This is a genomic window from Pseudomonas sp. NPDC089996, from assembly GCF_044748405.1.
Classification (GTDB): domain Bacteria; phylum Pseudomonadota; class Gammaproteobacteria; order Pseudomonadales; family Pseudomonadaceae; genus Aquipseudomonas.
Genome location: NZ_JBIVGA010000005.1, coordinates 308,892 through 329,995, shown reverse-complemented (window position 1 = coordinate 329,995; position 21,104 = coordinate 308,892). Strand labels below are relative to the sequence as shown.

General features: G+C 64.3%; 21 protein-coding genes. 12 read left to right on the top strand and 9 right to left on the bottom strand.

Annotated elements, in window-relative coordinates:
• Positions 1-201 precede the first annotated feature (201 nt).
• Positions 202-465: a DUF2790 domain-containing protein gene (locus ACIPW4_RS11580; protein ID WP_400657852.1), complete on the top strand. Its 264-nt coding sequence runs from the start codon at positions 202-204 to the stop codon at positions 463-465.
• A gap of 117 nt (positions 466-582) precedes the next feature.
• Here the strand turns inward: ACIPW4_RS11580 and ACIPW4_RS11575 are convergent, their stop codons facing one another.
• Positions 583-2,436: an ABC transporter ATP-binding protein gene (locus tag ACIPW4_RS11575; protein ID WP_400657850.1), complete on the bottom strand. Its 1,854-nt coding sequence runs from the start codon at positions 2,434-2,436 to the stop codon at positions 583-585.
• Between the two features lie 51 nt (positions 2,437-2,487).
• Positions 2,488-2,682, bottom strand: a complete 195-nt coding sequence (locus ACIPW4_RS11570) for a hypothetical protein (protein ID WP_400657848.1) — start codon at positions 2,680-2,682, stop codon at positions 2,488-2,490.
• Between the two features lie 90 nt (positions 2,683-2,772).
• Here ACIPW4_RS11570 and ACIPW4_RS11565 point away from each other — a divergent pair, with 90 nt between their 5' ends.
• The gene (locus ACIPW4_RS11565) at positions 2,773-4,614 is read left to right on the top strand and encodes a potassium transporter Kup (protein WP_400657968.1); all 1,842 of its coding nucleotides are present in this window, start codon (positions 2,773-2,775) and stop codon (positions 4,612-4,614) included.
• Between the two features lie 89 nt (positions 4,615-4,703).
• Positions 4,704-4,961: a hypothetical protein gene (locus ACIPW4_RS11560; RefSeq protein WP_400657846.1), complete on the top strand. Its 258-nt coding sequence runs from the start codon at positions 4,704-4,706 to the stop codon at positions 4,959-4,961.
• Between the two features lie 42 nt (positions 4,962-5,003).
• On the opposite strand, the gene ACIPW4_RS11555 is transcribed toward ACIPW4_RS11560, so the two are convergent.
• The 7 genes from ACIPW4_RS11555 to ACIPW4_RS11525 form a co-directional block, all read right to left on the bottom strand.
• Positions 5,004-5,279, bottom strand: coding sequence for a hypothetical protein (locus tag ACIPW4_RS11555; protein ID WP_400657844.1), 276 nt, complete (start codon positions 5,277-5,279; stop codon positions 5,004-5,006).
• 149 nt (positions 5,280-5,428) lie between these two features.
• Positions 5,429-5,800 (bottom strand): RidA family protein, encoded by a 372-nt coding sequence (locus ACIPW4_RS11550; protein WP_400657842.1) that lies wholly within the window; start codon positions 5,798-5,800, stop codon positions 5,429-5,431.
• A gap of 26 nt (positions 5,801-5,826) precedes the next feature.
• The gene (locus ACIPW4_RS11545; protein WP_400657840.1) at positions 5,827-6,522 is read right to left on the bottom strand and encodes a DUF3726 domain-containing protein; all 696 of its coding nucleotides are present in this window, start codon (positions 6,520-6,522) and stop codon (positions 5,827-5,829) included.
• Between the two features lie 2 nt (positions 6,523-6,524).
• A complete protein-coding gene (locus ACIPW4_RS11540) occupies positions 6,525-8,234 on the bottom strand; it encodes a hypothetical protein (RefSeq protein ID WP_400657837.1) in 1,710 nt (569 codons plus the stop codon).
• Between the two features lie 26 nt (positions 8,235-8,260).
• A complete protein-coding gene (locus tag ACIPW4_RS11535) occupies positions 8,261-9,811 on the bottom strand; it encodes a BCCT family transporter (protein WP_400657834.1) in 1,551 nt (516 codons plus the stop codon).
• 55 nt (positions 9,812-9,866) lie between these two features.
• Positions 9,867-10,853 carry a dipeptidase gene (locus ACIPW4_RS11530; RefSeq protein WP_400657832.1) on the bottom strand — a complete coding sequence of 329 codons (987 nt, stop codon included), beginning with the start codon at positions 10,851-10,853 and terminating at the stop codon, positions 9,867-9,869.
• Positions 10,854-10,866: 13 nt separating this feature from the next.
• Positions 10,867-12,309: an aldehyde dehydrogenase family protein gene (locus tag ACIPW4_RS11525; protein ID WP_400657830.1), complete on the bottom strand. Its 1,443-nt coding sequence runs from the start codon at positions 12,307-12,309 to the stop codon at positions 10,867-10,869.
• Positions 12,310-12,404: 95 nt separating this feature from the next.
• Here ACIPW4_RS11525 and ACIPW4_RS11520 point away from each other — a divergent pair, with 95 nt between their 5' ends.
• The 9 genes from ACIPW4_RS11520 (at position 12,405) to ACIPW4_RS11480 (ending at position 21,099) form a co-directional block, all read left to right on the top strand.
• Positions 12,405-13,295, top strand: a complete 891-nt coding sequence (locus ACIPW4_RS11520; RefSeq protein WP_400657828.1) for a LysR substrate-binding domain-containing protein — start codon at positions 12,405-12,407, stop codon at positions 13,293-13,295.
• 186 nt (positions 13,296-13,481) lie between these two features.
• Positions 13,482-13,724, top strand: coding sequence for a hypothetical protein (locus tag ACIPW4_RS11515; RefSeq protein WP_400657826.1), 243 nt, complete (start codon positions 13,482-13,484; stop codon positions 13,722-13,724).
• A complete protein-coding gene (gene xth / locus ACIPW4_RS11510; RefSeq protein WP_400657824.1) occupies positions 13,721-14,512 on the top strand; it encodes an exodeoxyribonuclease III in 792 nt (263 codons plus the stop codon). The genes ACIPW4_RS11515 and xth overlap by 4 nt, the downstream gene beginning before the upstream one ends.
• Positions 14,513-14,672: 160 nt before the next feature.
• Positions 14,673-15,566, top strand: a complete 894-nt coding sequence (locus ACIPW4_RS11505) for a dihydrodipicolinate synthase family protein (RefSeq protein ID WP_400657822.1) — start codon at positions 14,673-14,675, stop codon at positions 15,564-15,566.
• Between the two features lie 17 nt (positions 15,567-15,583).
• Complete coding sequence (locus ACIPW4_RS11500; RefSeq protein ID WP_400657820.1) at positions 15,584-16,909, top strand: NAD(P)/FAD-dependent oxidoreductase; 1,326 nt, start codon at positions 15,584-15,586, stop codon at positions 16,907-16,909.
• Positions 16,910-17,113: 204 nt separating this feature from the next.
• Positions 17,114-18,112, top strand: a complete 999-nt coding sequence (locus ACIPW4_RS11495; RefSeq protein ID WP_400657818.1) for a GlxA family transcriptional regulator — start codon at positions 17,114-17,116, stop codon at positions 18,110-18,112.
• Positions 18,113-18,266: 154 nt separating this feature from the next.
• On the top strand, positions 18,267-19,409 hold the full coding sequence (locus ACIPW4_RS11490; protein ID WP_400657816.1) for an SRPBCC family protein: 1,143 nt from the start codon (positions 18,267-18,269) through the stop codon (positions 19,407-19,409).
• Positions 19,406-20,161 carry an SDR family NAD(P)-dependent oxidoreductase gene (locus ACIPW4_RS11485; protein ID WP_400657814.1) on the top strand — a complete coding sequence of 252 codons (756 nt, stop codon included), beginning with the start codon at positions 19,406-19,408 and terminating at the stop codon, positions 20,159-20,161. Before ACIPW4_RS11490 ends, ACIPW4_RS11485 begins: the two co-directional genes overlap by 4 nt.
• An 8-nt stretch (positions 20,162-20,169) precedes the next feature.
• Positions 20,170-21,099, top strand: coding sequence for a 3-keto-5-aminohexanoate cleavage protein (locus tag ACIPW4_RS11480; protein ID WP_400657812.1), 930 nt, complete (start codon positions 20,170-20,172; stop codon positions 21,097-21,099).
• The last annotated feature ends 5 nt before the right edge of the window (positions 21,100-21,104 follow it).

The following is a 21,104-nucleotide window of genomic DNA, read 5'->3' as shown; positions in this document are numbered from 1 at the left end:
GATCGATAGAACGCGCCGTTTAGAGCGGTAGCGCGCCGGTTTGTATCGCAACGTATCCAGCCCTGCTGCGGATACGCTGTGATTTGATCCGCCAGGGGGCGTGACACAAGCCAGGTACTTTACCGGCTTTTAATGGGCTCCATCGAAGCGATGCAGTAACGCCTCGGTTCAAAAACCCATTGAAGCCCGGAGAGCATCACCATGAACCGCAAAGCCGTCTACGCCGCCTGCCTGTTTGCCGCCCTGAACGTCTGCACCCTGGCCGCCCGTGCCGAAGCCGCCGACAATGGCCGCGACTACACCTATGGCACCCAGCTGGACATCAAGAAAGTGTTGTCGACCAGCCAGGACGCAGCGCCGACTTGCGGGGTGGTCAATGCCCGGCTCACCTACCTCGACTCGCACGACCAGACCCAGGTACTGAACTACCGCACCAGCTCCGGCACCTGCATCGGCGAGAACTGAAATGCCCGGATACGGCGCCCAGAGAGGAGGTCTGCCATGAACTGGTAAGCCAGATGACTGAGACGCTGACGAAGCGGTGGATGGCACCCGCTTCGCCAGCGTTCGCGGCTGAAGCCGCTAATCCAGCACCTCGACCACCCCCTGATCCTCACCCAGAAAACCGCCGCTCTGGTGCTGCCACAGCCGCGCATAGGTGCCGTTCTTCGCCAGCAGTTCGCCGTGGCTGCCTTGCTCGATGATGCGCCCCTCGTCCATGACGATCAGCCGGTCCATGGCGGCGATGGTGGACAGCCGATGGGCGATGGCGATCACGGTCTTGCCCTGCATCATCTCGTCCAGGCTCTCCTGGATGGCGACCTCGACTTCCGAGTCCAGGGCGCTGGTGGCTTCGTCCAGCAGCAGGATCGGGGCGTTCTTGAGCATCACCCGGGCGATGGCGATACGCTGCCGCTGGCCGCCTGACAGCTTGATGCCGCGCTCGCCCACCAGGGTGTCGTAGCCGCTGTGGCCGTCGCGGTCGCTGAGCTGGCGGATGAAACCATCGGCCTGGGCGTTGACGGCGGCGCGCTGGATCTGCGCCTCGCTCGCCTCGGGCCGGCCATAGGCGATGTTGTCGCGGATCGAGCGGTGCAGCAGCGAGGTATCCTGGGTGACCATGCCGATGGCGCTGCGCAGACTGTCCTGAGTGACGCGGGCGATGTTCTGCCCGTCGATGCGGATCTCGCCGCGGTCCACGTCATAGAAGCGCAGCAGCAAGTTGATCAGCGTCGACTTGCCGGCGCCGGAGCGGCCCACCAGGCCGACCTTTTCGCCCGGGCGGATGTTCAGGCTCAGGCCATCGAGCACCTGGCGCTCGCCGTTGTAGTTGAAGCTGACGTTGTCGAAGGTCACCGCGCCGCCGCGAGTTTCCAGCACGCCGGCATTCGGCGCGTCCTGCACCTTGGGCCCGCGGGTGAGGGTGGCCATGCCGTCCTGCACGGTACCGATGTTCTCGAACAGCGAAGTCATCTGCCACATGATCCAGTGCGACATGCCATTGATGCGCAAGGCCATGGCGGTGATCGCGGCCACCGCACCGGTGCCGACCTGGCCCTGGTGCCACAGCCACAGGGCGTAACCGCCGGCGGCGAAGATCAGCCCGACCACCAGCGCCTGGTTGACGATCTCGAACTGGCTGACCAGGCGCATCTGGCGAAAGCCGGTCTGCTTGAAGTCTTCCATGGCAGCCCGGGCGAAGTGCGCTTCGCGTTTGGAATGAGAAAACAGCTTTACGGTGGTGATGTTGGTGTAGGCGTCGGAAACACGCCCGGTCATCGACGAGCGCGCGTGCGCCTGTTCCTGGCCGACTTTGCCCAGGCGCGGCACGAAATACAGCATGGCCAGGCCGAACAATGCCAGCCAGGCAATGAACGGCAGCATCAGCTTGGCGGCGAAACCGCCAGCCAGGGCGATGATGGCGATGAAGTACACGCCGATGCCCGGCACGATCTCGATCACCGTAAACAGCACTTCACGCACCGCCAGTGCGGTCTGCATCACCTTGGTGGTGACCCGCCCGGAAAACTCGTCGGAAAAGAACGACAGGCTCTGGCGCAGCATCAAGCGGTGGAAGTCCCAGCGCAGACGCAGCGGCAGGTTGATCGCCAGCACCTGGTGCTGCATGAGGGTGCGCAAGCCTACCAGCACGATGCTGGCGATCAGCAGCAGGCCGACGCCCCACAACACGCGGCTTTCTTCCGCGCTCACGCTTTCGCCGGCCTGCCAGTGCGAGAGCAGGTCGACCACCTGGCCAAGGAAAGAGAACAGCCAGGCTTCGTAGATCGACACACCGGCACTGAACAGCGCCAGTGCCAGGATATAGCCGCGGGCTCCACGGGTGCAGGCCCACAGGAAACGCAGCAGGCCGACCGGGGGCGGCGGCGCCTCGTCGGGCGGGAAGGGGTCGAGCCAGCGTTCAAAGGCGCGAAACATAGGGGTCTCCGGGGGTTAATCGCTCGCAGCAACCATACAGCACAAAGGCCATCAGGTGCCTGCCGGGAGATTTGCAGCGCCTGTGAGATCGAGCGCCGCGCGGGCGGCGCTCGATTTCACAGGCGCTGAAACGCTCAAGAGGAACACTTCGAACCCAAACAAGGGTCTCTTTTTTACGCTCTTTTTACGGCTGCCCTGGCGGCCGGCGAGGATACTGACCGCGCGATGCTCAAGGATGGCATGCATTTCTACCCCCAGCCCAGAGAAGCCCTTTTCGTGAGCCAGTCCGCCGTCGCAGCAAACCCTCCCCATTCCAGCAAATCCAGCGCCATCGGCATGCTCGTCGCCGCAGTCGGTGTGGTGTATGGAGACATCGGCACCAGCCCGCTGTACACCCTCAAGGAAGTGTTCGCCGGGCACTACGGCGTGCAGGCCAACAGCGCCGGCGTGCTCGGTGTGCTGTCGCTGGTGTTCTGGTCGTTACTGTGGGTGGTGTCGCTCAAGTACGTGCTGTTCATCCTGCGTGCCGACAACCAGGGCGAGGGCGGCATCATGGCCCTGACGGCCTTGGCGCACCGTGCCGCGGCGCCGTACAAGCGGCTGAGCAAGGTGCTGGTGCTGCTGGGCCTGTTCGGCGCCGCGCTGTTTTATGGCGACAGCATGATCACCCCGGCGGTGTCGGTGCTGTCGGCCGTGGAGGGCCTGCAACTGGCCTTCGACGGGATCGAGCACTGGGTCGTGCCGCTGGCGGTGGTGTTGCTGGTGGCGCTGTTCCTGATCCAGAAGCACGGCACTGCGCGCATCGGCATCCTGTTCGGGCCGGTCATGGTGCTGTGGTTCATCGTGCTCGGCGCACTGGGCATCCACGGCATCGTGCAACGCCCGGAGGTGCTGCAGGCGCTGAACCCGGCGTGGGCGGTAAAGTTCTTCGTGCTGCACCCGGGCATGGGCGTGGCCATCCTCGGCGCGGTCGTGCTGGCGCTGACCGGCGCCGAAGCGCTGTATGCCGACATGGGGCACTTTGGCCGCAAGCCCATCGCCCGGGCCTGGTTCCTGCTGGTGCTGCCGGGGCTGGTGCTGAACTACTTTGGCCAAGGCGCGTTGATCCTCGGCAACCCGCAAGCGGTGCGCAACCCGTTCTACCTGCTGGCGCCCGACTGGGCCCTGTTGCCTATGGTCGGGCTGGCCACCCTGGCCACGATCATTGCCTCGCAGGCGGTGATCTCCGGCGCGTTTTCCCTGACCCGCCAGGCGATCCAGCTGGGCTACGTCCCGCGCATGTTCATCCAGCACACCTCCAGCGAGGAGCAAGGGCAGGTGTATATCGGCATGGTGAACTGGGCACTGATGGTTGGCGTGGTGCTGCTGGTGGTCGGTTTCGAGTCGTCCGGGGCACTGGCGGCGGCCTATGGCGTAGCGGTGACCGGCACCATGCTGATCACCACGTTGCTGGCTTCAGCGGTGGTGCTGTTGCTGTGGAAGGCCCCGCGCTGGCTGGCAGTTCCGATGTTGCTGGGCTTCCTGCTGGTGGACAGCCTGTACTTTGCCGCCAATGCCCCGAAGATCCTCCAGGGCGGCGCGTTCCCGGTGGTCGCCGGGGTGGCGCTGTTCGTGCTGATGACCACCTGGAAGCGCGGTCGCACGATCATCGTCGAACGCCTGGACGAAAGTGCCTTGCCGCTGCAGCAGTTCATCGCCAGCCTGCAGTCACAGCCACCGCACCGGGTCAGCGGCACGGCCGTGTTCCTGTCGGCGCGGCCGGAGGCGGTGCCCCATGCGCTGCTGCACAACCTGTTGCACAACCAGGTGCTGCATGAGCAGGTGGTGCTGTTGACCGTGGTATTCGAAGACGAGCCGCGGGTCACTGCCGCCCGGCGCTGCGAGGTCGAAGTCTTTGGCGATGGTTTCTTCCGTCTGTGCCTGCACTTTGGCTTCATGGAAGAGCCCGACGTGCCCTTGGCACTGAGCCGTTGCCAGCAGGCTGGCCTGGAATTCGGCGCCATGCGCACCACCTATTTCCTCAGCCGCGAGACGGTCATCGCCGGCAAGCAGAAGGGCATGGCGCACTGGCGCGAGCACCTGTTCGCGTTCTTGCTGAAGAATGCCAACAGCACCCTCAAGTACTTCAAGCTGCCGCTCAACCGGGTGATCGAACTCGGCACTCAGGTCGAGATGTGACGGGCCTCTGCAGGCGCGAAAATCTAGTATGAGTCGCCTTGATGCATTCACATAATGCGACTAATACTAAAGAGCTGCCAAGAAGAGGGATGGTCATGCAGACGCGCTTCGTTGTGGTTCCCGCTCTACCGCAGGAAAAAGAGTGCCTGCCCAGGCTCGCAGGCTTCCCCAAGGTTCTGGGTAACGGCTACGACCTCTACGACACGATCGACAAGCTCAGGCTCGTACTGAACTTCTCAACTCGGGCTGAAGCGGATTACGCATGCGCCTGCCGTAATGGCCTGATAGGCGAGCGTGAGGACAGCGCTTCAGGGGGGCGTTCTGGATGGTGTGCAGCAGAAACCTGATGCGCCAGTGCGACTGACGTCGCACTGGCGCCAACCGTTGACTCAACGATCCTTGTCTTTGTGCTGGGTGCCGCCCATGCGGCCAGTGTCCGACGGAGTCTGCTTACCGCCAGCCTGTCCAGCCTGTCCACCCTGGCGCCCTGTATCCCTGGACTTTTCCCAATCCTTGTCCATCTTGTCGTCAGGCTTTTGCCCGGCCTGCTGGCCTCCTTTCTGCGTACCAGCCATGCCGCCCTGGCTGCCTTTTTGGCCAGCATCGCCTGCATTGGCCTGGTTGCTGCTGCCCTGATTTCTATCTTTGTCTTGATTGTTAGCCATGATCGGTTACCTCAAGTCAGACACAGAACGTTCTGTGTTCACATGTGACTGGAGAAGGTTGCGCTGCTCTGCAAAAACTTTCGGTTATTCGGACGAGGCGCTTTAACAAACCCCGGACCAATCTTTAGCGGATAAAAACCCGCTGGATTTCAAAGGCAGGCGTACACCACCAGCTCCACCAGCATCTCCTCACGGGCCAGGCCTGCCACCACCACCGCCGCGCGATTGGGGTAGGGGGGCTGGAAGTAGTCGCCGTACAGGCGGTTGACCGTGGCCAGGTAACTGCGATCGGTGACGTAGATCAGCACCTGGGTCACCGCATCCAGCGAACTGCTGGCGGCCTCCAGGGTGTGGCGCAGGTTGTCCAGGGTCTGGCGGGTCTGCGCCTCGATGCCGCCCGCGACCACCTGGCCCTGGGCATCGATGGGGATCTGGGCGGTGTAGAGCGTGCCGTTGCCGACGACGGCCCACTCCAGCGGCGCCTTGGAGGCGTAAAGGTCGGTCTTGATCGCCTGTTTCATTGAACGGTTTCCTGAGTGTGCGGGGGTCAGTCGGCATCGCTGCCGCCGCCGGCGCCATGGCGGCGGGAGGCTTCGGTGCTTTCGACGAGGATCAGATCGGACAATTGCTTGAGCCGCTGCCAGGTGCCTTCATTGACGCTGAACCCCTGGTTGGTCATGGGCTGAGTGCTGCCAAGCAGCGGGAGAGGGTCGGCTGGCCGGGTGAACAGCACCGTGATGCCTTGCTCGAACGCTTCGACAGTGACGGGCTGGGCATCACTGCGCAGCACCGGACGTTGCTCGCCTGCGCTGAAGTCGGCCAGGTGGCGCTGGCGCGCGTCTTCCCAGCGGGCCTGCACGTGCAGCCCGCGCTCCGCCGCCTTGCTCAGGTAGCCCAGCAGCAACAGGCGGTTGTGGCAATGATGGATCTGCAGCAGCGCCTGGCCACGGCGTACTGCCTTGTCCAGTACCAGCTCCACCGCCGTTGCCGTGCAGCGCAGCACGCTCTGGCCGTGGGCTTCGAGTACCAGCAGGGTGCTGTCTTCGTAGCTCAGGGTGAAAGGCTGACGGGCCTCGCCTTGCAGGTAGTCCAGCGCCTGCGCCAGCGTGCCGATGCCGTCCAGCCCCTGTACGTGCAGCCATCCCACCAGTTCGGCGGCGTCCTCGCAGTCGCCTGGGGCAAAGCCCATGCCTTCGAATGCCTTGCGGCACATCACCTGGATTTCGTTGAGCGATACACGCATGGTCACAGTGCCCCCTGCGGCATGACCGCGAAGTTCCAGTCGTCTTCGAACGGCTGGTCGATGTCGTTCAGCCCGATGTCGCTCACCAGCGGCGCACCCTGGAACAGGGTGATGCGTACCCAGCGGCTCGATTTGGGGTCGAACTTGCCCGCACCGAAGAACGCTAATTTGCAGCGCAGCAGGTGGATCGGCAGCATGTCGCGGTCCAGCAGGTTGGCGCGGACTTCGCCGTAGGTACTGTGCGCCATCCCTTGCAGGCGGCGCACTGTGCCCTTGAGCGCCGGCTCGGCGATGAGCAGGTGTGCGGTCAGGGCCTGGGGATGGGCCTGCAGGTGCTTGAGCACGGCGCTGTGGCAGCGCTGGATATTGCGGGCGATGCCCAGTTGCATTTCCTTTTCCGCGCCCGGTTCTTCGGCGCGCAGGCCCAGGCGTGGTTCCTCTTTATCGGCCGAGCGATACCAGAAGAAGTGCTCGGCCTGCACGGCGGTGAAGTCGTAGGCCAGGGCCCAGGCATACTGCTGCTCGATGAGTTCGCGCAGGTGCCCGAGGGGCATCTGCGCGTCCAGCTGCCAGCCTTCGCGGGTGCCCATCTGCTCGGCCAGCGGCGTGATGTGTTCGGGGTACAGCTCCAGCAGCAGGCTCACCAGCAGTTCCTGGCACCCCAGGCCGGCGTGGGCTTCGCTCCAGGCCAGCAGGCGGGGCCAGAGGTTTGCGCTGGCGGGTTGGCCTGCGAGCCAGTCGGCCAGTGCCGCGAGCTCGGCCAGGGTGTGCCGGTTCTGTTCGTGCTGGCGCAGGTCTTCGGTCTGGGTCTGGGCAAGATGCAGGCTGGCCCGACTCAGCAACCCTTGCAGGCGTGCCTGGCGAGCGGGCTCGGCCGGTTGCGCCAAGGCCAGGGCCAGCGCGGTTTCGCGCACGCTGATCCAGCGTTCCACCAGTTGCGGATGATTGATCAGGAACGGCGCCATGCCCAGCCCGGTCGCGTTGCCGACGCCCAGGTAGCGCTGCAAGGCCGGGGCCAGCGGCACGGCCCGTTGCGGATCGAGGGCACGGGCCATGTGTTCGATCTGCTCGATGCTGAAATGACGCAGCAGGTAGACCGTGAACATCTGCGCACTGAACGGCTGATTGAAGTCCGGGTTGTGCTGCAGGCAGCCGAAGTCGGCGATGCCGAACTTGCCGTTGCCGTACACCGCGGTGGTGCGGTAGAGGTAACCGACCTCGGCCAGCTGGCGCGGGTCTGGCTGCTGCCCTTCGGCAAGCGCCGCCAGGAAACGGTCGAAGTTGCGCTGGCTGCGGTTGGCCCGCGACAGCACCAGCACGCGGGCATCGAAACGGCCAGCCTCCTGCAGCGGCACGTTGCGCTGCAGGTCGGCCAGTTGCGCCGCATCGACGTCGCCGGCGACCAGCACGAAGGTGACGTCCCACTGGTCGGCGATTACCCGGTCGCTGCGTTTTTCCGGCGGCAGGTAGGCCGAGAACAGCACGCAGTGGTAATGCCCGTGCGGTGTATCGATGCGGTAGATGGCAGTGCCGAAGCCTTGCCCATCGAGGTCGAAGCGGCTGCGCTGGATCTGCCAGCGCTGGTTCATCATCCGCCGCATGCTGCTGCGCACGAAGCTCAGCGGGCTCTGGAAGTGGCTGCCCAGCCGGGCCAGGTCCATGACCTGGCTGGCAGGGCGCAACGCCGGTGTTGCAGGCAGGCTGTTGGACATTGTTGTCATACCTGGATGGATCATGTTCAGACGCCTTGTTCGCGGGCCATGTGACGGGCGATGCGTACCGCATCCCACAGCGCTGGGAGGATCACCAGCGACACCGGCACCGCGGTGATGACAATGAAGGACTGCAGGGCCGTCACGCCGCCCGCGCCGATGGTGATCAGCACCACCGCCGCCAGGCCCATGCCGATGGCCCAGAAACCACACAACCATTTCTTCGGTTTATCGTTGCTGGACATCGCCAGTGCCACGGTGAAGGCCATGGCATCGCCATTGGTCGCCACCGAAATGAAGCTGAGGAACAGGAACAGCGCACTGATCAGGCCGCCCAGCGGCAGGTTCTGCGTAACCCCCAGCAACAGGTCTTCGGGTTGTGCGCCGTGGGCGGTGACGATGCCCGGGGCTTGCAGTTCCAGGCCGATGCCGGTGCCGCCGACCACGGTGAACCAGAACATGGTCACCAGCGGCGCGATGATCGACAGTGTCATGATGATCTCGCGGATGGTGCGTCCCCGCGAGATCCGCGCGACGTACAGCGCCACCATCGGCGCGTAGCCGATGAACCAGCCCCAGTAGAACACCGTCCACCAGTCCAGCCACTTGGGGTCGGCGCGGAACATCGCCATCGGGATGAAGTGCTCCACATGCAGGGCAAAGGCCGCCGGGAAGTTGCCGAGGATGAACAGGGTCGGGCCGAACGCCACCATGAACAGCGCCAGGCCGATCATCAGCCAGACGTTGATCTCGCTGACGAAGCGGATGCCCTTGAGCCCCACCAGGCAGGACACGGTGTACATGGCCGTGACCAGCACGATGGTCAGCGACTGGGTGACGATATCGTTGGGTAGGCCCCACACGGCGTGCAGGGCGCTGCTGATCTGCAGGCCGAGGAAGCCGATCGGGCCGATGGTGCCGGCGACCACGGCAATGATCGAGGTGGCGTCGGCCAGGGTGCCGATCGGGCCCTTCAGGGCACGCTCGCCAAACAGCGGGTAGAGCAGGGTACGCGGTGCCAGCGGCAGGCCCTTGTCGTAGTGCAGGTGCATCAGCACGATGGCCAGCAGGCTGCCCAGCACTGCCCAGGCCAGGAAGCCCCAGTGCACGAAGGATTGCGCCAGTGCTGCGGTGGCCGCTGCCTCGCTGTGCGGTTGCAGGCCGGCGAACAAGGGCGGCGGGCTGGCAAAGTGCATCAGCGGTTCGGCGGCGGCCCAGAAGGCGCCGCCGCCTGCCAGCAGGGCGCACATGATCACGGCGATCCAGTTGAAGGTGCTGATGTCCGGGCGCTGGGTCACACCGCCCAGGCGCACCCGCCCGCAGCGCGAGAAACCGATGCCCAGGCTGACCGCGAAGGTGGCCAGCATCAGCACCTGCCAGTACAGGCCAAAAGCCTTGGTCGACCAGGCGAACAGGGTGTTGACCAGCGCCGATACCGTGTCGATGTCGATCAGTGCCGCCAGCAGGAAGGCGCCAAGGAAGCCGCCGCTGATCAGGAACAGCGGCCAGTCGATGTCCCGCGTCAGCGGCAGGCCCATGGCCTGGCCTTCAGCCTGCAGGGTGGTTGGGTTTTTCATGAAGCCTCCGGAACCTGCGATTGTTGTTATTGTTGATGCTGTCCGTGCAAGGGGCTCAGGCCTGCGCCGTGGTGGCGGTCTCCAGCAGGCGCAACCAGTTCAGCCCCATGATGTTGGCCACGTCGGCCTCGGCAAAGCCACGAGCGCGCAGGCCCTGGGCGATGTTGCCGAAGTCGCGGCTGTCGCGGAACCACTGCAACGGTGCCGGCCAGTTGGCGTTGTCCTTGGAGCCTTCGCCGTAGTCCTTGTCCTTGCTCCAGCGGCCGTTGCGCATCCATTCCAGCACCGCCAGCGGCTGTGCCTGGCACAGGTCGGTGCCGATGCCGATATGCTCGACGCCCATCAGGTCGGCGGTGCGCGCGACCATGTCGCAGAAGCTTTCCAGGCTGCAGTCCGACGCGCCCTTGAGGTGGAACGGGTAGGTGCTGAAGCCCAGCAGTCCGCCGGTTTCGGCGATGCCGCGCAGCACCGCGTCGGACTTGTTGCGCTTGGCGGCGTGGAAGCTCGACGGGTTGGCGTGGGAGATGATCACCGGCCGGCTCGACAGCTCGATGGCATCCAGCGTGCTGCGTTCGGCGCTGTGGGACATGTCGATGAGCATGCCGACCCGGTTCATTTCGGCGATCACCTGGCGGCCGAAACGGCTGATGCCGCTGTCCTCACGCTCGTAGCAGCCGCTGGCGAGCAGGCTCTGGTTGTTGTAGGTGAGCTGCATGACGAACACCCCGAGCTGGCGGAACACCTCCACCAGGGCGATGTCGTCCTCGATCGGCGAGCAGTTCTGGAAGCCGAAGAAAATGCCCACCCGGCCTTCCTGGTGGGCCAGGCGAATGTCGCTGGCCGTGCGCACCGGGCGGATCAGCTCGGGCCAGGTTTCGAAACGGCGGTTCCACTCACCCAGGCGCGACAAGGTCTCACGGGCATTCTCGTGGTAGGCGATGGTGGCATGCACCGCGCTCAAGCCACCGGCCTGCATCTGCTGGAATATTTCCGGGCCCCAGTTGGAGTACTGCAGGCCGTCGATCATCAAGAGGTCGTGCATGGCGGGTATTCCTTCAGGGCCGCAGGTAGGTGGTCTTGACCACGGTGTAGAAGTCGCGGGCGTACTGGCCCTGTTCGCGGGGGCCGAAGCTCGAGGCTTTGCGCCCGCCGAACGGCACGTGGTAGTCGGTGCCGGCGGTGGGCAGGTTGACCATCACGCAGCCAGTCTGGGCGCCGCGCTTGAAGGCGCTGGCGTGGCGCAGCGACTGGGTGATGATGCCGGCGGTGAGGCCGTATTCGGTGTCATTGAGCGTGGCCAGGGCCTGGTCGAAGTCGCGCACGCGGATCACGCAGGCGATCGGGCCGAACACTTCCTCGCGGTTGATGCGCATGTCATTGCGGCTGTCGATGAACAGGGCGGGGCGCATGTAGTAGCCGTCGTGCTCAAGCTGCAGGCGTTCGCCACCTTCGATCAGGGTGGCGCCTTCGTTCTGGGCCAGCTGCAGGTACGCCAGGTTCTGTTCCAGCTGACGTGCGTCGGCCACAGGGCCGATCTGCACGCCGGCCTCCAGGGCATGGCCGACCTTGAGCTGGCGCATGCGCAGGCGCAGGGCCTCGACGAAGCGGTCGTGGATGGCGTCACAGACGATCAGCCGTGAAGAGGCCGTGCACTTTTGCCCGGTGCCGAAGAAGGCACCGTTGAGGGCGCATTCCACGGCCAGGTCGAGGTCGGCGTCGTCCATCACTACCAGGGCGTTCTTGCTGCCCATTTCCAGTTGGCAGCGCACCAGGTTCCCCGCAGTGGCGACCGCGACGCGGCGGCCGGTCTGCAGCGAGCCGGTGAAGGTCAGGGCGTCGATCTCGGCCGACTGCGCCAGGGTTTCGCCGACGCTGGCGCCGCTGCCCATGACCAGGTTGAAGGTACCGTTGGGCAGGCCCTGGCGGCTGATGATCTCGGTCAGCGCCCAGGCGCTGGCCGGCACCAGATTGGCCGGTTTGAAGACCACGGCGTTGCCGAAGGCCAGCGCGGGGGCGATCTTCCAGGCGGCAGTGGCCATGGGGAAGTTCCACGGGGTGATGATACCGACCACGCCCACCGGCTCGCGATGCACTTCGATGTCGATGCCAGGGCGTACCGAGGCGGCGGTCTCACCCATCTGGCGCAGCACTTCGGCGGCGTAGTAGTGGAAGAACTGGCCGCTGCGCTGGACCTCGCCGATGCCTTCGGCCAGTGGTTTGCCTTCTTCGCGCGAGAGCAGTTCACCGAGCTCCTGCTTGCGGGCGATCAGTTCGTCGCCGATGGCCATCAGCACGTGCTGGCGGGCTTCCAAGCCGCTCGCGGCCCATTTCGGCTGGGCGGCGCGGGCGGCCTGGATGGCCTGGCAGGCCTGCGCGGCGCTGGCCTGATGGTATTTGCCGATCAGATCGCGGGTGTCCGAGGGGCTGTGGTTGCCGAGGGTGGATTCGCCTTCGCACCACTGGCCATCGATGTAGTTCTTGTAGGTGTTGAGTGACATGGATGAAAGCCTCTGGTTGCCTGGCCTTCATCTTGCGAGCAATATGCAGCAAATAAAAATTAATAAAAAAAATGCTTTGATAAGGAATGTTAACCATGTTGCCCGAGCTGAAAATCGCCCAGTTGCGCTACTTCCTGCTGGTGGCTGAACTCAAGAGCTTCCACGCCGCGGCGCGCCAGGCGTTTCGCACCCAGCCGGCGATATCGCTGGCGGTGCGCGAACTGGAGCAGAAGCTGGGCCAGGCGCTGATCGAGAAGGGCGGTGGCCGGGTCGAATTGACCCCGTTCGGCGAGCATTGCCTGCCGTTGTTTCGGGGCTTGATCGAGCACCACGACCGCATCGCTCGCGAGGCCACCTTGCTGGCCCGCCACGAAATCGGCCAGGTCAGCATCGCCACCGTTCCCTCGGTGGCTAGCCGCATGTTGCCCGGGCCACTGGCCCGTTTCGTCGCCGAGCATCCGAACGTGCAGGTCAGCATCCAGGACGGCACGGCCGAGCGGGTCCAGCAGTTGTTGGCCCAGGGGCAGGTGGACTTCGGCATCAGCAGCCTGTGGCTGGACGACGATCAGCTGGCGTTTTCCCCCATCATCAATGATCAGGTGGGCGTGGTGTGCCGCGCCGACCATCCGTTGGCGCAAGCGGGCGATGCCCTGCACTGGTCGCAGCTGCAAGGCGTGCCGATGGTCCGCAACGGGACCTCGCAGCTGCTGGCAGGCACTGAGGCCGAAGGCCTGCTGGTGCATAGCCGGCTGTTCGTCTCCAACATGATTTCGTTGATCGCGATGCTGGAGGAGGGGGTGGGCATCAGCACCTTGCCGTACCTGGCGTTCCCCCTGGAGAACGAAAAGCTGGCATTCGTGCCGCTGGTCGAACCCAAGGTGGAGCGGCACATCGGCATGCTGACGCGAAAGGGGCGCAGCTTGTCCCCTGCGGCAGCGGCGTTGAAGACCTTTCTGCAAGTGGAGTTGGCACAGGCTGAGCGCTGACGCTTCGATCTGGCGGTAAGTGCTGTAGACCGTAGGGGCCGCTTTGCGGCCCATCGCGGGCAAGCCCGGCTCCCACAGGGGATGGTGCTGGCTTCATACATTGAACAGGCAGTTGCTGCCATAGGTTGAACGTTGCCAAAAGGGCAGGGCTCATACATGCAAAGGGCCCCGCGAGGAGTGTCACCCATGAGCATCGAACGCAGCATCCCCGAGCTTGAAGCCTGGTACGCCCAGTACGACGACATCAGTTACCGCCGCGAGTCGCCCGACGCTTACCACCATGAACTGGTACGCACGGCCGAGGCCCTGCGCGACGATGGCGCGATCGACTGGGACGACTGGCTGGCGCTGAAGGCGCTGGCCGACGAGGCCCATGTGCGCGCCCTGGAAGACGCCGTGCAGGCCCACGTGAGCGACCCTGACGCATGAAAGCGCTGAAGATCGCTACCTTCAATATCAACGGTATCCGCAGCCGCCTGCCGGCGCTGCTGGCCTGGCTTGAACGGGAGCAGCCGGATATCGCCTGCCTGCAGGAACTCAAGGCGCCCGACCCGCAGTTCCCGCGCCAGGAACTGGAGGCGGCCGGCTATGCCTGCCTCTACCAGGGGCAGCCGTCGTGGAACGGGGTGGCGATCCTGGCGCGTGGCAGCGAACCGCTGGAGGTTCGTCGCGGCCTGCCCGGCATGGAGGACGACAGCCAGAGCCGCTATCTGGAGGCCGCTGTGCATGGCGTACTGGTCGCATGCCTGTACCTGCCGAATGGCAACCCGCAGCCCGGGCCGAAGTTCGATTACAAGCTGCGCTGGTTCCAGTGCCTCATCGAGCATGCCAAGGCACTGTATGGCAACGGTCACCCGACCCTGCTGGCAGGTGATTTCAACGTGGTGCCCACCGACATGGACATCTACAACCCACGCTCATGGCTGAAGGACGCGTTGCTGCAACCCGAGTCGCGAGCGTGTTACCAACAGCTGCTCGAGCAGGGCTGGGTCGACGCCATTCGCCACCTGCACCCCGACGAGCGGGTGTACACCTTCTGGGATTATTTCCGTAATCACTGGGCGCGTAATGCCGGGTTGCGCATCGACCACCTGCTGCTCAACCCGGACCTTGCCCCCTACCTGAAGCGGGCGGGTGTCGACGCCTGGGTACGCAATGAAGCCAAAGCCAGCGACCATGCGCCGGTGTGGGTCGAGCTGGGCACCCGCAGAAAATGATGGACCAGCAGCACCACTGGCATAACCGAAAATCAGGCAATTGACTGCGCAAATGTCGCTGTAACCCCTGCAGGTGAGGCCTTAGGCTTTTGGCATGGAGCAATAGACCGCTCGATGCCGTGGCTGGACCGTCCAGCCGAAAACAATAAGGAGTTACCGCATGTCTGCATTCCCGTTTTCCGGTGTGAACCTGGCCATCACCACCCCGTTCGACGCACAGGGCAAGATCGACTTTGCGCGCTTCGAGAGCCTGATCGAGCGCTACATCGCCGCCGGTGTGCATGGCCTGGTGCTCAGCTCTGGGACCGGCATGCATGTGTACCTGAGCAAGGATGAATCCAAGGAACTGGTCGCCTTCGGTGCCAAGGTCATCAATGGCCGAGCGCGGGTGATCGCCCAGACCTCCGCGCTGCTGGTCGAAGAGGTGGTCGAGCGCACCCGTCATGCCAAGGACTGCGGTGCCGATGGAGTCATGGTGCTGCCGCCGTTCTTCGAAGGCCCGACCGATGACGAGGGCATCATCGATTTCTACTCGACCGTGTCGCAGGCCGGCTTGCCGATCATTGGCTACAACGTGCCACAGGCCGTGGGTGTCGAAGTCACGCCCGCGCTGTTCAGGCAGCTGAGCGAGATCCCCAACTTCGTTTCGGTCAAGGACAGCAGCGGCGACCTGGCGGCCCAGGCCTCGCTGTCGCGCACCGGGCTGCCAACCATGAACGGCGCCGACCCGCTGGTGCCCTATGCACTGTTTGCCGGAGCTGCGGGGCTGATCTGGGGGGGCGCGAACATGGCGCCGAAGAGCTGCGTGGCCCTGGCCAATGCCGCCAGCGAGGGCAAGTGGGCCGAGGTGCAGCAGATCTGGAAGAGCCTGGCCCCGGTGATGTCGCTGATCTGGCAGGGCGACTACGTGCAGTCGGTGTATGCCGGCGCGCAGATCATGGGCTTTGACGCCGGTAACCCACGCCGTCCGCTGCGGCGTCTGGCCGAGGAAAAGCTCGGAGCGCTGCGCGAAGCACTGGCGCCGCTGATCAATCACGAAGCTTCGGCTTCCTGATCGGGCGGGCTCAGAGCATGTACGTTGCAGCGAAGATGCCCAGCAACAATGGCAGCTCCGGTTGGGCCGAGATGCTGCCGCCACGGGTCGCCAGCGGCGCACTGGACAGTGCCGTTACTGCCGATGTAGCGATTATCGGGGGTGGCTTTGCCGGCTTGTCGGCAGCCCGCCAGCTGCTGCGCCGGGAGCCGACCCTCAAGGTGGTGCTGCTCGAAGCCGGCATCGTCGGCGAGGGCGCCTCGGGGCGCAATTCGGGTTTCATCATCGATCTGCCCCACGAGGTCTCTGCCGAAGGCCTTGGCGGTGGTTCGCTCGAACGCGCCCGGCGCGACATCACGATGTACCGCACGGCCATCGACATGGGCCGCGAACTGGCCGAGGCGCACGGCTGGGGCAAGGCGGTGTTCGACCCTTGTGGCCGCTTCAGTGTCGCCCGTGGTACGCAAGGGGACGCGCACATCCTGGCTTACGCCAGGCAACTGGACGCACTGGGCGAACCCTACGAACTGCTCGACACCGTGCAGATTGGCGCGGTGACCGGCAGCCCGGCCTACACCTCGGGGCTGTTCATGCCCGGCACGGTGATGATCCAGCCGGCGGCGTATGTCCGGTGCTTTGCCGATGCCCTGGCAGGCGCGGTGCAGCTGTACGAGCAGACGCCGGCCTTGTCGTTCAAGCAAGTGGGCGGCGCCTGGGTGATCAGGACGCCGAAGGGCGTGGTCACGGCTGGCAAGATCATCCTGGCCAACAACGGCCATGCGCAGAGTTTCGGTTTCTTCAAGGGCAAGCTGCTGCATGTGTTCACCTACGCCTCGCTGACCGAACGCTTCGACCCGAAACGCCTGCCGGGCCAGCGTACCTGGGCGGCGACCCCGGCCTTGCCGATGGGCACCACGGTGCGTCGCATCAGCGATGGCGACAGTGACCGCATCCTGGTGCGCTGGCGCTACAGCTACAACCCGAGCCTGACCATCGGCGACCGCCAGGTGGAAAGTGCCGGGCGGGTGCACGACGGCAAGTTCCTCACGCGCTTCCCGACCCTTGAGGGGCTGCGCATGGAGTACCGCTGGGGTGGCCCGATGGCACTGACCTGGAACAGCGTGCCGGCGTTTGGCGAGTTGGATCGTGGGGTGTTCGCGGCTTGTGGCTGCAATGGACTGGGAGCGTCCAAGTCCAGTGCTGCCGGTATCGCAGCGGCTGATCAGGCACTGGGTGTGCGCAGCGAACTGGTGGAGATCTTCAGTGGTTTCGACAAACCGAAACAGTTGCCGCCGCAGCCGTTCCTGACTATCGGTGCAAAGGCCAACATGAAGCTCAAGGAACTGTGGGCGGGGGATGAGTGACGCTATCGCGGCCCCTCGTGTAGGAGCGGCCTTGTGTCGCGAAAGGGGTGCGAAGCGCCCCCCAAATTTCAGCTTCGCAGCAGAAATTGCCGGGGCCGCTGTGCGGCCCTTTCGCGACACAAGGCCGCTCCTACAAAGCGCGCGCAGGTTTTTGAGTGCAGCGTTACGTATAGACTGTGGCATCCCCTGCGCAGCGAGATCCACGTGTTCAACTTCCTGATCATCGTGTTCCCCTACTTCAATGCCGCCGCCACCACGGCGTTCGTCGACCCGTTCCGGGCGGCCAACTACCTGAGTGGGGAAAGCCGCTTCCATTGGCAGTTCGCCTCTGTCGAGGGCGGCGGCATCCGCGCGTCCAATGGCATGGACCTGTTCACCCAGTCACTGGCCAACTTGCGCGATCAGCCCTGGGACCTGATCGTCGTCTCGTGCAGCTGGGCGCCGGAGCAGCACCACAGCGCCTACCTGCAAGGGGTGCTGCGGGCCTGGGCCGGCAAGGGCTGCATGCTGGCGGGGCTGGACACCGGTACCTTCCTGCTGGCCGAGGCCGGCCTACTGGCGGGGCGCCGGGCCACAGCACACTACGAGCATATCGACGCCTTGCTCGAGCTGTACCCGGACGTGACGATCGTCGAGGACCTGTATGTTTTCGACCAGAACCGCATCACCTGCTGTGGCGGCGCTGCTTCGACGGATGCGGCCCTGCAGCTGATCCGTAACCTGCACGGCGAAACCGTGGCCAACGAAGCGGCCCGCTACGTGTTCCACCAGCAGTTTCGACCCGGTAGCAGCCAGCAGAACCCGGATGCCCGGCAACCCCTCGGGCACACCGTTCCGCTGGCAGTCAGGCAAGCGATCAAGCTGATGGAGCGACACCTGGAAGAGGTGATCAGCATCCCTGACCTGTGTGAGCAGGTGGGCATCTCCCAGCGCCAGCTCGATCGCCTGTTCCACCAGGTGGTGCACAAGAGCCCGGCCCTGTACTACCGCGACATCCGCCTGGACAGGGCGCGTGGCCTGGTGACCCAGACCGACCTGGCGCTGACCAAGGTCGGCGTCGCTTCGGGCTTCCCCAACCAGTCGCATTTCTGCCGCATCTACCGTGAGCGCTTTGGCCTGACCCCACGTCAGGACCGTCAGGAAGGGCGCGTGCCGTTCGACTATCGAGCCTGGCCGATGCACCAGCATGGCAAGCCCCGCTAGTCGTTGACAGCTTGCACATATCTAAAAACGACCATGGCTAAAAAGGAATAGAACACGGCGTAAAATACACATTTAATCCCCGCAGCCCAGATCACTATCAACGCCACAGAGCAGGCAAATCCCCATTGCCTGTGACAATAAAAGGGCCGTTGATATGTCTGAGTTGATCCATCCTCGCCAATTCGAATCGATCAAGCAGGGCTATGACCCGGACCCATTGTTGTCCCAGTCGCTGCGCGCCGACGCTTATGTCGACCCCGAGTGGTTCCGCCTCGACCAGCAGGCCATCCTCGCCAGGAGCTGGCAGTGGGTGTGCCACGTGGAAAAGGTCCGTGAGCCCGGCGCCTATACCACGGTGGATATCGCTGGCCACCCGATTGCCGTAGTGCGTGACCAGGAAGGCGTGCTGCGTGCCTTCTACAACGTCTGCAAGCATCGCGCCCACCCCGTGTTGCAGGGTGAGGGCAAGACCCGGCGGATCGTCTGCCCATACCATTCCTGGTGCTACGGCCTCAACGGCGGGCTGGTCGCCGCGCCGCATGTCGGGGGGCTCAAGGATTTCAACAAGGAAGAGATTCACCTGACCCCGGTGCAGGTCGAGGAATTCTGCGGCTTCGTCTACGTCAACCTCGACCCGCAGGCAACGCCGCTGCGCGAGCAGTCCGGCGACCTGGCCAAAGAGATACAGCAGTGGGCACCGGACATCGACAAGCTAACCTTCGCCCACCGCCTGACTTACGAGATCAAGTCCAACTGGAAGAACGTGGTCGACAACTTCCTTGAGTGTTACCACTGCCCGACCGCGCACAAGGACTTCTGCACCCTGGTCGACATGGACACCTACAAGGTGCAGACCCACGGCATCTATTCCAGCCACATGGCTGAAGCCGGCAAGGGCCAGAACTCGGCTTACGATGTGTCCAAGGCCAGCGTGCGCACCCATGCGGTGTGGTGGCTGTGGCCCAACACCTGCCTGATGCGCTACCCAGGCCGCAGCTCGATGATCGTGCTGAACATCGTGCCCATGGGCCCTGACCGCACCTTCGAAACCTACGACTTCTTCCTCGAAACCCCTGAACCGGACGACATGGAAAAAGAAGCCATCCGCTACCTGGATGAAGTGCTGCAGGTCGAAGACATCTCGCTGGTGGAAAACGTGCAGCGCGGCATGCAGACCCCGGCCTTCGAGCAGGGCCGGATCGTCACCGACCCGAACGGCTCGGGCAAATCAGAGCATGCCTTGCATCACTTCCACGGCCTGGTACTGGACGCCTATGCGCGCTGCGTGAAGCCATGAGCGGTGGCCTGAACGGCAAGGTGGCGCTGGTCACAGGCGCCACCGGCGGCATCGGCAGGGCGGTGTGCGAGCGCCTGCTCAAGGAAGGGGCGCAGGTCTATGCCGCCGACCTTTCCCAGCAGCATCCGGTGGCGGGCGCGACGGCGCTGCAACTCAATGTCGCCGACGAGGTGCAGGTGCAGGCAGCGCTGCAGCAAGTGGCGCAACAGCACGGCCGGCTCGATGTGCTGGTGAACGCCGCCGGCATCGAAGTGGAGCACACCATCGAGCACACCACCCTGGAGGTCTGGAACCGGGTGTTCGCGGTCAATGTCACCGGCACCTTCCTGGTCAGCAAGCACGCCTTGCCGATGCTGCGCGAAAGCAGCGGAGCCAGCGTGATCAACTTCGGCTCCTACGACGGCTTCATTGCCGACCCGGGGCTCGCTGCTTACTGCGCCAGCAAAGGCGCGGTGCATGCGCTGACCCGCGCCATGGCCTGTGACCATGGCCCCGAGGGCATCCGGGTCAATGCGGTGTGCCCGGGCTACATCGACACGCCGATGCTGCGCAGCTTCTTCCAGGACCACGGCGACATCGCCAGCCTGGAAAAGGCAGTGCGCGATGTGCACCCGACGCGGCGCTACGGCACCCCGGCCGATGTCGCCAACCTCGTGTACTGGCTGGCCAGTGATGAGGCCCGCTATGCCAGCGGCCAGTTGTGGGTGCTCGATGGCGGCCTTACCGCCCAAGTCCAACAAATGAAACTGTGAGCCTCGCCATGCCAAAGTCCGTAATCATCACTTGCGCCACCACTGGTGGCGTGCACACCCCGACCATGTCCGAATACCTGCCGATTACCCCGCAGGAGATTGCCGATTCTTCCATCGAGGCCGCCGAGGCCGGTGCTTCGATCATCCATTTGCATGCCCGCAACCCCGAGACCGGCAAGCCGGACCCGCGCCCCGAACTGTTCCAGGACTTCATGGGGCAGATCCACCGCCAGAGCGATGCGGTGCTGAACGTGTCCACTGGCGGCGGCCTGGGCATGACCCGTGAGGAGCGCCTGCGTGCGGCGCTGGCGGTCAGCCCGGAGATGGCCTCGCTCAACGTCGGCTCGATGAACTTCGGCATCTTCCCGATGAAGGCCAAATATTCGAACTGGAAGCATGAGTGGGAGCCGGCTTTCCTCGACAGCACCCGCGACTTCATTTTCCGCAACACCTTTGCCGACATCGAATACATCGTCAAGGAACTAGGCGAGGGCCACGGTACCCGCTTCGAATTCGAATGCTACGACCTGGGCCACCTGTACAACCTGGCGTGGGTGATCGACCAGGGCTGGGTCAAGCCGCCGTTCCTGATCCAGATCGTGTTCGGTGTGCTCGGCGGCGTCGGCGCCGACCTGGACAACCTGATGCACATGCACAGCGTGGCGCAGAAGCTATTCGGCAAGGATTACGAATGGTCGGTTCTGGCGGCGGGCAAAAACCAGATGGCCTTTGCCACACAGGCCGCAATGCTTGGCGGCAACGTGCGCGTCGGCCTGGAAGACAGCCTGTTCATCGGTGCCGGCGAGAAGGCCAGAAGCAATGCCGAGCAGGTGCTGAAGATCCGCTCGATCATCGAAAACCTCGGGCTGAAGGTGGCCACGCCTGCAGAAGCCCGGGCGCGCCTGGGCTTGAAAGGGCGCGACAAGATCACCTTGTGATTCGC

What these genes read in the sequence shown, in the direction of transcription:
- ACIPW4_RS11580 (WP_400657852.1), top strand. Translation starts at nt 202, where the DNA reads ATGAACCGCAAAGCCGTCTACGCCGCCTGCCTGTTTGCCGCCCTGAAC.
- ACIPW4_RS11575 (WP_400657850.1), bottom strand. Translation starts at nt 2,436, where the DNA reads ATGTTTCGCGCCTTTGAACGCTGGCTCGACCCCTTCCCGCCCGACGAG.
- ACIPW4_RS11570 (WP_400657848.1), bottom strand. Translation starts at nt 2,682, where the DNA reads ATGCATGCCATCCTTGAGCATCGCGCGGTCAGTATCCTCGCCGGCCGC.
- ACIPW4_RS11565 (WP_400657968.1), top strand. Translation starts at nt 2,773, where the DNA reads ATGCTCGTCGCCGCAGTCGGTGTGGTGTATGGAGACATCGGCACCAGC.
- ACIPW4_RS11560 (WP_400657846.1), top strand. Translation starts at nt 4,704, where the DNA reads ATGGTCATGCAGACGCGCTTCGTTGTGGTTCCCGCTCTACCGCAGGAA.
- ACIPW4_RS11555 (WP_400657844.1), bottom strand. Translation starts at nt 5,279, where the DNA reads ATGGCTAACAATCAAGACAAAGATAGAAATCAGGGCAGCAGCAACCAG.
- ACIPW4_RS11550 (WP_400657842.1), bottom strand. Translation starts at nt 5,800, where the DNA reads ATGAAACAGGCGATCAAGACCGACCTTTACGCCTCCAAGGCGCCGCTG.
- ACIPW4_RS11545 (WP_400657840.1), bottom strand. Translation starts at nt 6,522, where the DNA reads ATGCGTGTATCGCTCAACGAAATCCAGGTGATGTGCCGCAAGGCATTC.
- ACIPW4_RS11540 (WP_400657837.1), bottom strand. Translation starts at nt 8,234, where the DNA reads ATGTCCAACAGCCTGCCTGCAACACCGGCGTTGCGCCCTGCCAGCCAG.
- ACIPW4_RS11535 (WP_400657834.1), bottom strand. Translation starts at nt 9,811, where the DNA reads ATGAAAAACCCAACCACCCTGCAGGCTGAAGGCCAGGCCATGGGCCTG.
- ACIPW4_RS11530 (WP_400657832.1), bottom strand. Translation starts at nt 10,853, where the DNA reads ATGCACGACCTCTTGATGATCGACGGCCTGCAGTACTCCAACTGGGGC.
- ACIPW4_RS11525 (WP_400657830.1), bottom strand. Translation starts at nt 12,309, where the DNA reads ATGTCACTCAACACCTACAAGAACTACATCGATGGCCAGTGGTGCGAA.
- ACIPW4_RS11520 (WP_400657828.1), top strand. Translation starts at nt 12,405, where the DNA reads ATGTTGCCCGAGCTGAAAATCGCCCAGTTGCGCTACTTCCTGCTGGTG.
- ACIPW4_RS11515 (WP_400657826.1), top strand. Translation starts at nt 13,482, where the DNA reads ATGAGCATCGAACGCAGCATCCCCGAGCTTGAAGCCTGGTACGCCCAG.
- xth (WP_400657824.1), top strand. Translation starts at nt 13,721, where the DNA reads ATGAAAGCGCTGAAGATCGCTACCTTCAATATCAACGGTATCCGCAGC.
- ACIPW4_RS11505 (WP_400657822.1), top strand. Translation starts at nt 14,673, where the DNA reads ATGTCTGCATTCCCGTTTTCCGGTGTGAACCTGGCCATCACCACCCCG.
- ACIPW4_RS11500 (WP_400657820.1), top strand. Translation starts at nt 15,584, where the DNA reads ATGTACGTTGCAGCGAAGATGCCCAGCAACAATGGCAGCTCCGGTTGG.
- ACIPW4_RS11490 (WP_400657816.1), top strand. Translation starts at nt 18,267, where the DNA reads ATGTCTGAGTTGATCCATCCTCGCCAATTCGAATCGATCAAGCAGGGC.
- ACIPW4_RS11485 (WP_400657814.1), top strand. Translation starts at nt 19,406, where the DNA reads ATGAGCGGTGGCCTGAACGGCAAGGTGGCGCTGGTCACAGGCGCCACC.
- ACIPW4_RS11480 (WP_400657812.1), top strand. Translation starts at nt 20,170, where the DNA reads ATGCCAAAGTCCGTAATCATCACTTGCGCCACCACTGGTGGCGTGCAC.